13 protein-coding genes are annotated in these 14,423 nt (G+C 39.5%); 5 read left to right on the plus strand and 8 right to left on the minus strand.

Annotation, left to right across the window (positions count from 1 at the left end):
• On the minus strand, window positions 1–1,131 hold the full coding sequence (locus KSO91_RS12865; RefSeq protein WP_238743403.1) for an FIST signal transduction protein: 1,131 nt from the start codon (window positions 1,129–1,131) through the stop codon (window positions 1–3).
• Window positions 1,132–1,720: 589 nt separating this feature from the next.
• Window positions 1,721–2,584 (minus strand): DMT family transporter, encoded by an 864-nt coding sequence (locus KSO91_RS12870; protein WP_238743414.1) that lies wholly within the window; start codon window positions 2,582–2,584, stop codon window positions 1,721–1,723.
• A gap of 501 nt (window positions 2,585–3,085) precedes the next feature.
• Here KSO91_RS12870 and KSO91_RS12875 point away from each other — a divergent pair.
• The 5 genes from KSO91_RS12875 to KSO91_RS12895 all read left to right on the plus strand — a co-directional run bounded on the left by KSO91_RS12875 (window position 3,086) and on the right by KSO91_RS12895 (window position 7,488).
• Window positions 3,086–3,952, plus strand: coding sequence for a DMT family transporter (locus KSO91_RS12875; RefSeq protein WP_238743404.1), 867 nt, complete (start codon window positions 3,086–3,088; stop codon window positions 3,950–3,952).
• Window positions 3,953–4,156: 204 nt separating this feature from the next.
• Complete coding sequence (locus tag KSO91_RS12880) at window positions 4,157–4,894, plus strand: amino acid ABC transporter ATP-binding protein (protein WP_238743405.1); 738 nt, start codon at window positions 4,157–4,159, stop codon at window positions 4,892–4,894.
• Entirely contained in the window at window positions 4,894–5,691 is a 798-nt protein-coding gene (locus KSO91_RS12885) for an amino acid ABC transporter permease (RefSeq protein ID WP_238743415.1), read from the plus strand. The genes KSO91_RS12880 and KSO91_RS12885 overlap by 1 nt, the downstream gene beginning before the upstream one ends.
• A gap of 23 nt (window positions 5,692–5,714) precedes the next feature.
• Window positions 5,715–6,521 carry a transporter substrate-binding domain-containing protein gene (locus KSO91_RS12890; protein WP_238743406.1) on the plus strand — a complete coding sequence of 269 codons (807 nt, stop codon included), beginning with the start codon at window positions 5,715–5,717 and terminating at the stop codon, window positions 6,519–6,521.
• Between the two features lie 67 nt (window positions 6,522–6,588).
• Entirely contained in the window at window positions 6,589–7,488 is a 900-nt protein-coding gene (locus tag KSO91_RS12895) for an amino acid ABC transporter permease (protein ID WP_238743407.1), read from the plus strand.
• A 128-nt stretch (window positions 7,489–7,616) separates the two neighbouring features.
• On the opposite strand, the gene KSO91_RS12900 is transcribed toward KSO91_RS12895, so the two are convergent.
• The 6 genes from KSO91_RS12900 to hemL all read right to left on the minus strand — a co-directional run bounded on the left by KSO91_RS12900 (window position 7,617) and on the right by hemL (window position 14,169).
• A complete protein-coding gene (locus tag KSO91_RS12900; RefSeq protein ID WP_238743408.1) occupies window positions 7,617–8,156 on the minus strand; it encodes a hypothetical protein in 540 nt (179 codons plus the stop codon).
• 15 nt (window positions 8,157–8,171) lie between these two features.
• The gene (locus tag KSO91_RS12905) at window positions 8,172–8,750 is read right to left on the minus strand and encodes a hypothetical protein (RefSeq protein ID WP_238743409.1); all 579 of its coding nucleotides are present in this window, start codon (window positions 8,748–8,750) and stop codon (window positions 8,172–8,174) included.
• Window positions 8,751–9,330: 580 nt separating this feature from the next.
• Complete coding sequence (rraB, locus tag KSO91_RS12910) at window positions 9,331–9,693, minus strand: ribonuclease E inhibitor RraB (protein WP_238743410.1); 363 nt, start codon at window positions 9,691–9,693, stop codon at window positions 9,331–9,333.
• A 12-nt stretch (window positions 9,694–9,705) separates the two neighbouring features.
• A complete protein-coding gene (locus KSO91_RS12915) occupies window positions 9,706–10,449 on the minus strand; it encodes a 1-acylglycerol-3-phosphate O-acyltransferase (RefSeq protein ID WP_238743411.1) in 744 nt (247 codons plus the stop codon).
• Between the two features lie 4 nt (window positions 10,450–10,453).
• Window positions 10,454–12,718 (minus strand): DNA topoisomerase IV subunit A, encoded by a 2,265-nt coding sequence (gene parC, locus KSO91_RS12920; protein WP_238743412.1) that lies wholly within the window; start codon window positions 12,716–12,718, stop codon window positions 10,454–10,456.
• Window positions 12,719–12,891: 173 nt separating this feature from the next.
• Window positions 12,892–14,169, minus strand: coding sequence for a glutamate-1-semialdehyde 2,1-aminomutase (hemL, locus tag KSO91_RS12925; RefSeq protein WP_238743413.1), 1,278 nt, complete (start codon window positions 14,167–14,169; stop codon window positions 12,892–12,894).
• Window positions 14,170–14,423 lie beyond the last annotated feature (254 nt).

Raw genomic sequence — 14,423 nt, forward strand, 5'->3', positions numbered from 1 at the left:
CTATTCATTAGTCTCACATATAGTTGTAATTGTTATAGTTTGATTATGTAATGAACATTGACTACTGTTCGGTAACGGAGATAGTTCGCCGTAAGAATAGAAACCTGTATATGTCCAGTTATCGCCTAAAACATCTTTTACTATCTCTAGCTCATCTTCACTAAACTTATTTAATACAAGCCTCCTGCCAACACAACTGATTAGTAAAGCCAAGCCATTATCATGATCCTTTATTACTTTACTCTGAGTTTGTTCAGCGGCTATTTCAGCTCCATCAATTAATTTATTTACACTTGAATGCATTAATTGAACCGTTGAACCCTCTGGTAAATCGCCGGCAAATACCATCGAGTCATTATTATTATTAATATTCAAAATTGTGCGAAACACTCTTTGATCGCCTAATTTTATAGATAAAGGAAAAAATAAAGCGGAAGCGGGTAAGTTTTTGGCGTGTGGGCCAAGATATTTCTTATAGAGTGCTAATGCGGGTTTATTATCTAATTCATAGAGGATATTGCCATCTGATTTTGTAATCGTCCGATCGGGGCCAAATGCCTCTGAACCACAAATACAGCCGTGGCTAAATGATAACTTATCCCCATAAAATCCAACTAGCAATATTTTCCCCGTTTCTGCATTTTCATTATGCCAAACAAGCGTTTCATTAAAGATTGTACCATCTCCAGCTAGTCCTCCCGTTATTAATATATTTTCCGGTAGAGATGCTTGTAACCCATTAACTAATTCACTGCCATTAATTTGTTGTCCATCACATAACACCATGACATATCTAAGATCTTTGTTATAAATTTCGTCTGCAAGATTTTTGGCAACGTCGTAAGTTAATTTATTATTTATAGATGCACTGCGTACCGTAATGTAAGAATGTTTGAATTCAATAGCCGTTAAACACAAGCTGTCATCATATATTTTTGTACCTAAAATTTCACCTGATGTCGTGCAGCCAACTATTTGTGCATGCGGGTAATTTGTGCGGATATTCTCCATGACAGAATGATTTTTTATTTGCTGACGATCACCAAATAATAATACAAGATTGGCTTTTTCAAGGGGAACGAGGGTGTTTTCCCAAGCGCCGGCAATAAATACATTTTGATGTGTTTTCATAGTAAGCCTGTATTGTTTATAGCAAAGGCATTGACTAAGTGATCGAGTCTTGCGCAGGATAAATTGGCACTAACAAAGCATGAGTTGCAGGAGATCGTTGTTCTCACTTCAAAACTTATAACGAAGTTAGGGGCTATTTTAACAAGTAAGACTGCTCACCTTTTTCTTTCCTTTGTTATTAATCGGGTGTCGTGTATCTCCAGTATTGAGCTTTTAGTACAATCTAAGAATGGGTTGTTAATGTACTTATCCTTCACTGGTAATTATTCAAACATAAGGATTCTCGGTACTTCATTTTCAATATCTTATTTGACCGTTTGAATCTACCCTAACAGTAGCACATGTTAACAATAGATTCGGAGCTGAACCTTCATTTTCTCATTTTTATAACAGCTACAATATCTCTTCAACCATCAGAATTAAAGTACTAAGGAAAGCAGTAATTTCAACTTTTCCCAGCACCTATTTGATCACGTTTCAGTGTTTTTTACTGTTTGCGGTGCAACTCCGGCTGCGCTTATTGAACTCTTTAGCTATATATTTATTATTCCATGCTTAAAGTTACGTGTATGTTATAAATATAAATTTCCTAGGTTGTTTTTTTTAGTTTCACTTGTCGCAGATCCATATTCCCGAACACATTTATTAACGCACCTACAATAATCAGGATCCCGCCAGCTAAAGTCCATGCAGAGGGGAATTCACTAAACAACAGCCAACCAAGTATTATTGAAAAAACCACATGCACGTAAGAATATGCTGCTGCCTTGCTAGCAACTTCAGTTTGCATTGCTTTTGTAAGGCCTATTTGCCCCATTTGAGTGAAAATGCCGACGAAGAGCAATAAAAGTAGGGCCTCTTTATCTGGCATTACAAAATCACTGCCAAGTAGAAAAATAGAAAGCGGTAATGCAACAACTGGAAAGTAAAATATAATAACAGAGCTGTCTTCACTGGCGCTGAGTCGTTTCACAATCACGTAAGCAATCGCACTGCCTAAAGCTCCTAACAATGCCGCTACAACACTGAGAATCGGTAATTCAGTTGCATTTTCAAATGTCATTCCGGGAGCAACGATTAAAAGCGTTCCCATGAAGCAGCAAAAAACACAGATAATCGTTGAGATATGAATTTTTTCGTGTAGAAATAATAAAGCCAGAATGACAGTAAAAACAGGGTATAGGTACTGTAAAATGGTCGCTTCAGCTAGAGGTAAAGTCGCTACTGAGAAATAGACACATATCAACGCAAGGGAACCAGCAACACCTCTTGCAATCAGTAATTTTTTATTATTTCCCCAAACTGAAATTTTTTTCCTTTTTACATCCACATAGCTAATTATTAATGAAACAATTGCCCTAGCTGCAACGATTTCGAAAACAGGTATGCCATATGTACTTACTAATTTAACGCAACTAGACATAAGTGAAAAAGCAAATGCTGACATCAGCATATACCTGGCTCCGAGAGGAATATTATTTATAAAATGAGCAGACATAAATACTTATTAAGTTTAGGTGACGAGAAATGATTATAAATAAAACCACGACAATGGCAGTAATGGTGCTAGATGTCATGTAATTAAGATGCGATGGGTTCAGTCATTTAATGGTTCGATAAACATCACTTTGACATAAGCTGATTATTGTAGGCTCATAATACTTCAAGATGCAAAATCAGCAACCCAAATTGCGCTTAGCGAGAATACTTCCTTTACGTAGCAGCAAGAGAAAGGAGAATTATCTATTAACAAATGTTGTGGTTTATCAGAGATCAGTGCTAATGCCTGATAAGGCAGCGGGTCATTTCAATAATTACACCGATAGCGGCCATAAAATGGTACTGAGTTGTTTATCTCGCCTTTTTTATTTATGTTAGGTGTAAAAGTGTTTGCATGATAAATGTTATCATTTAAAATAAAACTTAGTTTCAAAAATTAACGGAATTATATTTAATGCCATACCTTTTTGCTGTGACCTTATTATGGGCTTTTTCATTTAGCTTGATCGGTGCTTATTTAGCCGGGCAGGTAGACCCCTGGTTTTCTGTTTTAATGCGCATCGGGTTAGCAACCTTGGTTTTCTTGCCGTTTTTACGTGTTCAACAAATTAATGTCAGTAGTGCGCTGAAGTTAATGGGGATAGGGGCAATTCAGCTTGGCTTGATGTATGTCTTTTATTATCACTCCTTTTTGTTTTTGTCTGTTCCTGAAGTGCTTTTATTTACTGTAATGACCCCCATTTACGTAACACTTATTAATGATGCACTACAGCGTCAATTTCATGCCCATTTTATGTTAACTGCAATGGTTGCAACAACCGGAGCGATTGCTATCCGTTACAACGGCATAGATACAAACTTCATGTGGGGATTTATGATGGTTCAAGGGGCCAATATTTGCTTTGCAACAGGGCAGGTCGCTTATAAACGCCTTTTAGAGGACAGTAAATTAGAGCAAAAAAATATTTTTGCTTGGTTTTTTATTGGCGCCTTACTGGTTGCAAGTGTTTGTTACCTCCTCTTTGGTAATGCTGAAAAGCTACCCACAACGAGTTTACAATGGGGAGTACTTATTTACCTCGGTACAATCGCTTCTGGTGTCGGCTATTTTGCTTGGAATAAAGGCGCAACTTTAGTCAATGTTGGCGCGCTGGCTGTGATGAATAATTTGCTGATTCCTGTCGGAATAATAGTCAATGTGTTGATATGGAATCATGAGGCTGATATTTTAAGGTTAGGGTTAGGGGGGGCTATTATTTTAAGCGCTTTAATCTTAAATCGAAAATTAGATAAAAAAAGTCAGATACTAGCTGTGAAGTAAAAAAGAAAAGCAAGGGGCAAGCATTCTTAGTCTTCAAAAATTTCGATGCGTTGTAGTAGAAAATTACGACACAAAGAGAAGTACGCCTCGATATTGGCTGGTTTATTAATACAAAATTCACATCTTTATGAATCGGTTTAACGCTCGATGATGCAATATCATAATGATATTGTTATGATTATAAAGTGCTTTTAATACAAAGAGATGGTTTTGAAAAAAACAAACGGAAAGGCAATAGAATTTGAACACGTCGATAAATGGTTTGGAGCGTTCCAAGCACTGAAAAAAATTAATCTTTCTGTTGAAGAAGGAGAAATTGTGGTTATTTGTGGACCGTCAGGCTCAGGGAAATCGACCTTAATTCGATGTATTAACGGATTAGAGCCCTATACGTCAGGGCAAGTTAAGGTTTTTGATAGCTTGGATTTAAATCAGCAAAAAGGTAAAGTAGGCATGGTTTTTCAGCACTTTTACCTGTTTCCTCACCTGAGTGTGCTTGAAAATTTAACGCTTGCACCACTGCGCAGTTTAAAATTGTCTAAGCAAGCGGCGAAGGATCTGGCGATGCATTTTTTAGAACGTGTCAAAATAGATGACCAAGCTGATAAATATCCGGCTCAGCTCTCTGGCGGGCAACAACAACGGGTTGCCATTGCACGTTCACTTTGTATGATGCCGCGCATTATGTTGTTTGATGAACCGACATCTGCGTTAGATCCGGAAATGATCAATGAAGTGCTGGATGTAATGGTTGAACTTGCTCAGGAAGGCATGACGATGATTTGTGTCACTCATGAGATGGGATTTGCTAAAAAGGTAGCTGACAGAGTGGTCTTTATGGATGAAGGCGAAGTTATCGAAATAGCCACGCCAGAAAACCTGTTTAACTCGCCAAAACATAAACGTACAAAAGCATTCCTAAATAAGATTTTAGCTCATTGATGACTTTTCAAGTTGTTAAACCCATCTTATCTGCCTTGCTGCAAATAATTATTTTGTTACTCGGGATCGCTTGGCTTCTTGATAGTGGTGCGCAGGCAATGGGCTATAGTTGGCAGTGGCAGCGAATTCCCGATTACATCTTCTTTTATGAGGAAGGTCAATGGTGGTCAGCAGAGCTGATTGATGGATTATTAGTCACGCTTAAGATATCGGCTTTAAGCTTGATTGCAACACTGCTTATTGGTTTGATTACCGCTTTATTACGGGTGTCCGATTCTATTATTGGGCGGATTCTGGCGCGTAGTTATATAGAACTAATCCGTAATACGCCGCTACTAGTGCAAATTTATCTGCTCTATTTTGTTTTTGGTCCGGTTATCGGATTGGACCGATTTTCAACGGCCATTTTAGCGTTGGCTATTTTTCAAGGTGCCTATACAGCTGAAATTTTTAGAGCTGGATTAAACAGTATCGATACCGGACAATTTGAGGCTGCAAAATCGCTTGGTTTATCGACCTATTTTACCTACAAAGATGTGATCTTGCCGCAGGTATTACAACGAACGTTGCCGCCATTAACTAACGAAGTGGTTTCTCTTATTAAAAATTCATCTATTGTTAGTGTGATGGCTATTTTTGATCTGACCACAGAAGGGCGAAATATTGTTGCTGAAACAGCAATGCCATTTGAGATATGGTTTACGGTTGCCGCTATTTATCTATTACTTACCCTTTCGCTTTCTGCGCTATCTGCCTGGCTTGAACATAAACTGGGCACGCAATGGCGAGCACACTAGAAAATATGGACAGGAGAAATCAAATGAAAAAAGTGAAAATACTTCTATTGGGATTACTGGCAATGGCACTGTCGCTTCCCGCCCTTGCCAACACAGAAAATTTAGATAAAATCACGGAAAGAGGCTCTCTGCGCGTCGGTATGTCAACCTTTGTGCCTTGGGCTATGCGTAGCAAGCAGGGGGAATTAATTGGTTTTGAAATTGATGTCGCCAAGCGCTTAGCAGCTGATTCTGGCTGGAAAGTGGAGTTTGTGCCTACTGCTTGGGATGGTATTATCCCGGCTCTTTTAGCCAATAAATTTGATGTTATTATCGGCGGCATGTCGATTACTGAATCGCGTGCCAAAAGCGTGCTATTTACTACTCCATATTCACACTCAGGTGTACAACTTGCGGCAAATAAAACCTTAGCTGAAGGGTTTACTGAATTTGCTGATTTTAACTCTCGACAGGTGAAAATATCCGCTCGACGTGGTGCATCTACAGTACAAGTTGCGCGTGAAACCTTTCCGAAAGCAAAAATCCTACAATTTGATGATGATGCACAAGCATTTCAGGAAGTATTAAACGGTAATGCCCATGCAGTTATCGCCTCCAGTCCAAAACCTGAGCAAGAAGTCATCAAGCATCAGGATCTCTTATTTCTGCCATTTACGGAAAGACTTTCAAAAGGTAATGAAGCCTTTGCCGTTCGCCTCGGCGAAGAAGATAAAAAAGCCTTTTTTGATAAATGGATCAAAGATAGAAGCGAAGATGGCTGGTTATCTGAGCGCTACGAATATTGGTTCGCTACGCTGGATTGGCAAAGCCAAGTAAGTCAAAACCAATAACAGTGATCAAATCCTTCTATATGGGCAGGGGGATGACTTTAATTAAGAAAAAAACGACTGGTGAGATGTGAGTGTAAATCAAGCAATAACGCGTAAACCACGCTATTCATTTAATCTATTAGATTATATGCTAATACTGGTCACAATGGTGGTGATTGGTTGGATTTACTATCGCTCCTCGATCGGTGTTAACTATCACTGGAATTGGAAAGCCGCCGTTGATCTGATTTTTACGCCAAGCGCGGATGGCAGCCTGCCGTATTTCTTTCAGGGTATTATATCCACACTGCGTCTTAGTCTGTGGGGAATGATCTTTGCATCGATAATAGGCATACTGTTAGGCGTTGCTCGGCACTCAAAAATAGCTTTGTTTCGTCTCCCTGCCACCGCCTATATTCAGCTCATCCGAAATATTCCACCGCTGGTCTTTGTTTTTATTTTTTACTTTTTCATCTCCAATCAGCTCATTCCGCTACTGGGTTTAGATAACCTATTAAGAAATCATAACGCTGAGCTCTCTCGCTTAACGTATTATCTTTTTGGCCGTTCAAGCCTATGGGAAAACCTACTGTCGGGTATTTTTTGTGTTAGTTTACTGTCTGCGGCTTATATTGCTGAAGTTGTTAGATCCGGGCTTGAAGGAATTGAAAAAGGGCAATGGGAAGCTGCATATTCGCTCGGACTGTCGCGCTGGTCTAAATACCGATATGTTATCGCCCCACAGGTAATAAGCAATATATCTCCCCCGCTAGCAGGACAAGCTATCTCATTGGTAAAAGATTCCTCGATAGTTGCGCTTATCTCTATTCAGGAACTCACTTTTGTGGGAACTGAAATAGCCAATTCATCTGGTTTAATATTCGAAATTTGGTTGTTTGTTGGGCTGGCTTATTTAATCATCTGCTTAGGATTGTCACTATTATTCAGCAAAATTGAAAAGACAACTAGAAAACATTTAGAAAAATAAACGTTAATAACGTTGCTCCTTAACGTTTCGATCTTCCTTATCCGATTACTCAATGCTGACTGAGTTGTATTGAATTTCCTAAAGTTTCAATTATCTGGAGAGTCTGTAGAACAGACTCTCCAGATAGATTAACTGACTGCTTGAATAAACTCAGGATCGGAGAACAAAGCTTTCACTAGGTTTTGCACAAGATCTACATAACTCATTTGGCCATTGGGTATTGCAATATTTCCCATAAATGAAGATTCGAACTGGTGAGTGGCTGTGATCTTTTTGTCAAAAATCAGAAGATCTCCTTTCTTTACCAAAAATCGCACTGAAATAATACCCGTGCCGATACTAAAACCCGAAATATCAATATCATTTTCTAAAAGCTCGCCACTCACGACAGTATCTGATACTCCCGACCAAACGTTGGCTAATTTTAATTCGTCGGTTATTGCTTTTGTTAAATAATCTCCAAAACTTTTACCCACTGAGGAACTTAAGTTCGAGGCTCTTAAGCCGATGCTATTAAGGTTTTTATCTGTCTTAAAATCGCCAACATTGAGTGCTTTAATATCACTTCTTTTTATGACTTGTACATTAGAAATGCTGGCTACATAAGGCGGTGTTGCAACGGAACAACCACTCAGGATTATGACGGTAAGTAATAAGAGGTATCTCATAATATTTTTGCTTCTCTATTTTGTAAATATAGGTTGATTGTCTAGCTCTTGAGCAAGCTTGATAAAAGCTTTTTCTGTCGCACGTCTTGCTGCTAATGAAAAATCACTCTTGAATTCATCAAATTCTGCATCGCCTTCAACATCAATACTTTTTTCCCAAACAACCTCTCCTTCGCTTTTAATTGCCTGACAAGTGAGACTGATCATAAATTTAGTAGGGGGCCAGGTGAATGCACTGCCTGAACTGGAATTTGTCACTAGTTTAGGGATAAAAATATAGCGGATATTATTCTTTTCAATAAAATTATTATCTTCGAGAGAATCTACCTTGTAAACATCTGAGAATTTATTCATCAAAACAGTATACAAAACGGTCTCTGTATCTTTATAGGGCTGATATGTAACGCTATCTCCGCCACCACCAGGTGTTGTTACACTTTTGCTGATGTCATCTTTAGCAATAAAGTAACCCACAGTCTTATCTATTTTTTGATCTGATGTTGTAAATTCTTTCATGTCAGGATTTATCTGAATTTGGTGAGAGCAGCCTGATAAAACGAAAGCAAAAACAATCGCTAAAAATTTTATATCCATAGTCTTGTTAATATCCATATAAATGAGTTGTATAAGTGAAGTGTAATTATTTTTTATGGTAATTAATAAACCAGCTAAAAAATAATTTTGCGATACTAGATATATTAATAAACAATTTCAAGTGGTTAATACCTTAAATGATAATCTGATCGTAACTAATTGCGCTTTTTAGATAATGAACGACAGCTTTAGTAAGATAAAATATGTATTGAATTTAAAAACGAAGTTATCATTTATTTAACCTCTGATTATTATGCGGATTGGTATTATTCGTCGTTATGAGCGCGCGTCATCAAGGAAATGGCTTTTATGTTATTTCTTTTGCTGCGTGCATACATGACATCTTCGGACTGCAAAATTGTGTTTAGGGTTATTTTTATCGACATGTCGTCAGAGAAGTATATCAGTAATGAAATTTCGCTATTGGCTCTTAAGCGAAAGCTTGCAAACAAAGTAAATAGGTTAAAAAAGTTTAAAAGGTAAAAGATCTAAAAGTGAATCAGGTAAAAATTTGAAAATGAGGACAGAATTTAAAATAAGCCGAAAGTTCACTTTTCGGCTTATTTTATAAAAGCGTCATTTACTCTTCTGGATAGGTACCCCAGCCGTCATAATCAATATCAAAAGATTGGGCTAAAGTAAGTAGTCTTTGTACATCTTCCATAATCGCTTCTTCATCGAGATTCATTTCGATAACGACATCAAAGCTTAAAATAATAGAGCCATCTTCAAGCTCTAACTCTTCCGGATCGGTAACTTCATAGCCTTTTTTAAAACAGGCTACTGCCGCTTTCTCTAGCACATCAAAATCACTACAGGAAAGGTGATGTTCAATCATATAGACCGCATCTGGATTGCTGCCATCTTCGAGAATCGCTTCAACAATCTCTTCTGTCTCTTCCTGAAATTCGGCGAGTAATTCTTTTAAATCAATTTTTTCCATTATAATTTCCTATTAACCACAACAATTATGACTACAATCGGGGCGTTTTGCTTCTTTATTAAGTTGCTCGTACTTTTCTAACATAATGGCATGAGCATCGTTCATTAAGCGTCGTATTTCACGTTTTTTATACTGACTGATATCAATCGGTTCAAGCATTTCAACAATCACTTCACCGTTATCCCAACGGTTTAATTTAACCTGCTTGTGGGTATTTGAAACCACAGTCGGGACGACATTCACCCCTGCTTGCAGAGCAGTATGAAATGCGCCCATCTTAAAGGGCATTAATCCACGGCCTCGACTGCGAGTGCCTTCAGGGAATATCCACACGGCCAGATCTTTGGCTCGCATCTGTTCAACCACATCGCTAATAGTATTTTTAGATTTGTTTTTATTATCTCTATCAATCAAAATATTACCGGTTAACCAGTAAATAAGGCCAAAAAAAGGAATCCAAACAAGGCTTTTTTTACCTATGGTGACCGAGCCGGGTTGTACTGCCCCTGTTGTAGTGAGCATATCGCAGTTATTTTGGTGATTGGCAATATACACAACCGAGCCATTACTTTTGGCGCTTTCCGGTATGCGCACCTGCACTTTTAAACCGACTAAGTGCGACATTTTGCTGAACAGCATGGCAAAATGATAGGTGTTTTTAGGATTTCGTGGGCTGAATAGGCAGTAAAAGATGGCGTAGATGCTCATCAGAAACAGACTCAGCATAATTAATATCAGACGAATAATAAATAACATGGCTTTAGTTCTCTTGTTCTTGTATTACTTCAATTTTATCAACACGTTGTAATCCGCGCGGTAGTTTGTTTCCACGACGTCCACGTTCACCTATGTAATGTTCTAAATCACTGGGCTTTAAGGTTAGTTTGCGTTTACCTGCATGCAGTGTTACTGCGCTTGATAGTGGAATAATTTGCAGCATAGTAACAAACTCCTCACGTTTAGTCGCTTTTGCTGTACTGATGTTGATCATTTTATTGCCTTTCCCCTTGCTTAGGTTGGGCAGGCTATTTACTGGAAATATTAACATGCGCCCTTCATTGCTGATGGTCAGGCATAGATCGTCCTGTGCATGAGTGAGTTTTTGCGGTGTCATTAATAATGCATTTTCGGTCAGATTGATCAGCGCCTTACCATTCTTATTGCGGCTATTAATATCACTGAATTTAGCAACAAATCCGTAACCATGATCGCTGCTGATAATATAGCGATCCTCATCATCGCCCATCAATACAGAAACAAAGGGAACATTTGTATTTTGGTTAAATCGGCCCGTAAGTGGCTCGCCTTGGCTCCGCGCAGAGGGGAGTGAGTGCGCATCCAAGGAATAAGCACGGCCACTGCTATCGATAAAGATACAGCTTTCATTGCTTCGGCCCTGCGTACTGGTCAAAAACTCGTCGCTGGCTTTATAACTTAATGCATGTGCATCGATGTCATGTCCTTTGGCTGCACGTACCCAACCTTGGCTTGATAATACAATGGTTACGGCTTCACTGGGGGTTAGCTCTTTTTCAGTTAATGCTTTGGCTTCTAAACGTTCAATAAGTGGTGAGCGCCTATCATCACCATATTTAAGGGCATCAGCTTGTATCTCTTTTTTAACTAAAGTATTTAAACGCCTTTCTGAGCCGAGCAGTAGTTCAAGTTTTTTCTGCTCTTCCGTTAATTCACTTATCTCGCCACGGATTTGAATCTCTTCCAGCTTAGCGAGTTGGCGAAGCTTAATTTCTAAAATGGCATGGGCTTGTTTTTCTGAGAGAGAAAAACGGGTCATCAATTCTGCTTTTGCATCATCAAATGTGCGGATAATTTCGATCACTTCATCAATATTCAGATAAGCAACTAATAATCCTTCCAACAGATGCAGACGCGATAAAATTTTATCGAGACGGAACTGCAGACGGCGGCGAACTGTTATAAAGCGAAAAACTAACCACTCAGTTAAAATTTTGAGCAGTCCTTTAACCTGTGGGCGTTTATCCAAACCAAGCATATTGAGGTTAACTTTATGATTAACTTCAAGATCGGTTGAGGCAAAAAGATGGTTCATTAATGCTTCAGTATCAATGCGATTAGATCGTGGGATTATCACTAATCGGGTCGGATTTTCATGATCCGACTCATCGCGTAAATCCGCAACCATCGGCAGTTTTTTATCCTGCATCTGTTTAGCGATATCTTTTAGAATTTTACCACCCGATACGCGATGTGGTAGCGCGGTAATAATAATATCCCCATTATCAACCTGATACACAGCTCGGCTTTTAAAGCTGCCTCGGCCAGTTTCATAAATCTTTTTGATATCACTATTAGGGGTAATGATTTCAGCTTCAGTCGGGTAATCGGGGCCTTGTACAAATCCCATCAGATCATCAAGTGTCGCTTTTGGGTGATCAATTAAATGGCAACATGCTAAGGCTATTTCTCGTACATTATGTGGCGGAATGTCGGTTGCCATGCCCACTGCAATGCCGCTAATACCATTAAGCAAAATATGCGGTAGGCGCGCGGGTAATAATATTGGCTCTTTCATTGTGCCGTCAAAATTGGGCTTCCAGTCGGTCGTCCCTTGAGATATCTCGGTAAGTAATATTTCTGAAAAGGCAGACAAACGCGATTCGGTATAACGCATTGCGGCAAATGACTTCGGGTCGTCAGGCGCCCCCCAGTTACCTTGACCATCAATTAACGGATAGCGGTATGAAAAAGGCTGCGCCATTAATACCATTGCTTCATAACACGCACTATCACCATGTGGGTGATATTTACCGAGCACATCACCGACGGTACGGGCAGATTTTTTATGCTTAGAAAGTGCAGATAGACCGAGCTCTGACATCGCATAAACGATGCGGCGTTGCACTGGTTTTAAGCCGTCGCCGATATGAGGCAGTGCGCGATCCATGATCACGTACATGGCATAGTTTAGATAGGCATCTTCGGCAAATTTAGCCAGTGGGAGTTTTTCGACACCTTCTAAGCTTAAATCCAATACTTGACTCATGTTTAAGGATCCTATTTATCTGATGGTAGTAAAAAGGGGATAGTATACCGTAATAGGGGGCTTACAAAAAATTATCTGCTTAACTTTAGTGGGAATTTGTGAGTGAAAATGCACAGCCATTAAGCAGTGCATTTTTTACGCTACAGCGCAGTTTTCATACAGTTGAAAGTCGCTTAGAGCTTTGAAAATGCTTTTTTAGCTGCCATTAACGTATCCTCAATATCTTTATCTGTATGTGCTAAGGATAAAAAGCCAGCTTCAAAGGAAGAGGGCGCAAGATAGATGCCTTGTTGTAACATCAAGTGGAAGAATTTTTTGAATTTTTCTACATCACAAGCACAAACCTGTGCAAAGTTACTGATGGTTTTTTCTTCGCTAAAGAAGAAACCAAACATTCCGCCGACAAAGTTAACCGCTAACGCGACATTTTCCTCTGCTGCTACTCTTTGCAGGCCGAGAGCTAACTTTTTAGTTTTTTCTGCTAGTTGTGCATATTCGGGGCTATCCAGTGCTGTTAAAGCAGCTAATCCTGCGTGCATGGCGATCGGATTGCCAGACAGTGTGCCGGCCTGATAAACAGGGCCAGTTGGCGCGATATGCTGCATCACTTTGGTTGAACCACCAAATGCACCGACAGGCATGCCGCCGCCGATCACTTTACCTAATGTGGTTAAATCCGGTTTGACATTGTAATAAGCTTGCGCACCACCGAGTGCAACACGGAAACCTGTCATTACTTCATCTAAAATAAGCAGCGCATTATGGTCATCACAAATCTGTCGTAATCCCTGTAAAAAACCATCTATAGGCGGGATACAGTTCATATTGCCAGCGACAGGTTCGACAATGATGCAGGCTATCTCTTCGGGGTGTTGTTTAAAAAGCTGTTGTACCGACTGCAGATCGTTATAAGTCGCTGTCAGTGTATGTTTTGCAAAATCAGCAGGCACGCCCGGTGAACTTGGCTGTCCTAGTGTTAATGCGCCAGAGCCAGCTTTTACCAATAAGCAGTCAGCATGACCGTGGTAACAGCCTTCAAATTTGAGGATTTTATCGCGCCCGGTAAAACCGCGTGCTAAACGAATTGCACTCATGGTCGCTTCGGTGCCCGAGCTTACCATGCGCAGTTGCTCCATCGAGGGCACCAAGCTGCGCACTTTTTCAGCCATGATTATCTCAATTTCAGTTGGTGCACCAAAACTTAAACCGTTTTCAGCGGCAGTAATGACCGCCGCTTTAATGTCTGGGTGGTTATGCCCTAAAATCATGGGCCCCCAAGAACCTACATAATCTATGTATTTGTTGCCATCTACATCAAAAATATAAGCATCTTGTGCTCGCTCAATAAAAAGTGGCTCTCCACCGACACCATTAAATGCGCGAACGGGGGAGTTTACTCCACCGGGTATAATTGCTTGCGCTCGATTGAAAAGCTGCTTAGAACGGCTCATAAAAGTCCTATTAATTAAGAGGTTAATAAAGGATAATATAGCAGATTGTAGTGTATGATAAAAATTGCTATTGCAATTTTTAATACTTTTTTAGCCTATCATGTTGATTTGAAATATAGATTTTATATACTCAAGTTTCGGGGTTCATTTTTAGCCAATAAAAGTGAACCATCCCTCATTCTAGGGCTTCTTGCCGCAAAGTAAAGTTATCCATTTGCATGACTTGCGTAAAAAAATCGACAACCGTCTGTTCA

Origin of the sequence: Psychromonas antarctica, from assembly GCF_022267535.1 — a bacterium.
GTDB lineage: Bacteria > Pseudomonadota > Gammaproteobacteria > Enterobacterales > Psychromonadaceae > Psychromonas > Psychromonas antarctica.

Excerpts from the sequence above, each read along its gene's own strand:
- KSO91_RS12905 (WP_238743409.1), bottom strand. The coding sequence starts at position 8,750 with ATGGATATAAAATTTTTAGCGATTGTTTTTGCTTTCGTTTTATCAGGC.
- KSO91_RS12915 (WP_238743411.1), bottom strand. The coding sequence starts at position 10,449 with ATGTTATTTATTATTCGTCTGATATTAATTATGCTGAGTCTGTTTCTG.
- KSO91_RS12870 (WP_238743414.1), bottom strand. The coding sequence starts at position 2,584 with ATGCTGATGTCAGCATTTGCTTTTTCACTTATGTCTAGTTGCGTTAAA.
- KSO91_RS12890 (WP_238743406.1), top strand. The coding sequence starts at position 5,715 with ATGAAAAAAGTGAAAATACTTCTATTGGGATTACTGGCAATGGCACTG.
- KSO91_RS12880 (WP_238743405.1), top strand. The coding sequence starts at position 4,157 with ATGGTTTTGAAAAAAACAAACGGAAAGGCAATAGAATTTGAACACGTC.
- KSO91_RS12865 (WP_238743403.1), bottom strand. The coding sequence starts at position 1,131 with ATGAAAACACATCAAAATGTATTTATTGCCGGCGCTTGGGAAAACACC.
- hemL (WP_238743413.1), bottom strand. The coding sequence starts at position 14,169 with ATGAGCCGTTCTAAGCAGCTTTTCAATCGAGCGCAAGCAATTATACCC.
- KSO91_RS12900 (WP_238743408.1), bottom strand. The coding sequence starts at position 8,156 with ATGAGATACCTCTTATTACTTACCGTCATAATCCTGAGTGGTTGTTCC.
- rraB (WP_238743410.1), bottom strand. The coding sequence starts at position 9,693 with ATGGAAAAAATTGATTTAAAAGAATTACTCGCCGAATTTCAGGAAGAG.
- KSO91_RS12885 (WP_238743415.1), top strand. The coding sequence starts at position 4,894 with ATGACTTTTCAAGTTGTTAAACCCATCTTATCTGCCTTGCTGCAAATA.
- parC (WP_238743412.1), bottom strand. The coding sequence starts at position 12,718 with ATGAGTCAAGTATTGGATTTAAGCTTAGAAGGTGTCGAAAAACTCCCA.
- KSO91_RS12875 (WP_238743404.1), top strand. The coding sequence starts at position 3,086 with ATGCCATACCTTTTTGCTGTGACCTTATTATGGGCTTTTTCATTTAGC.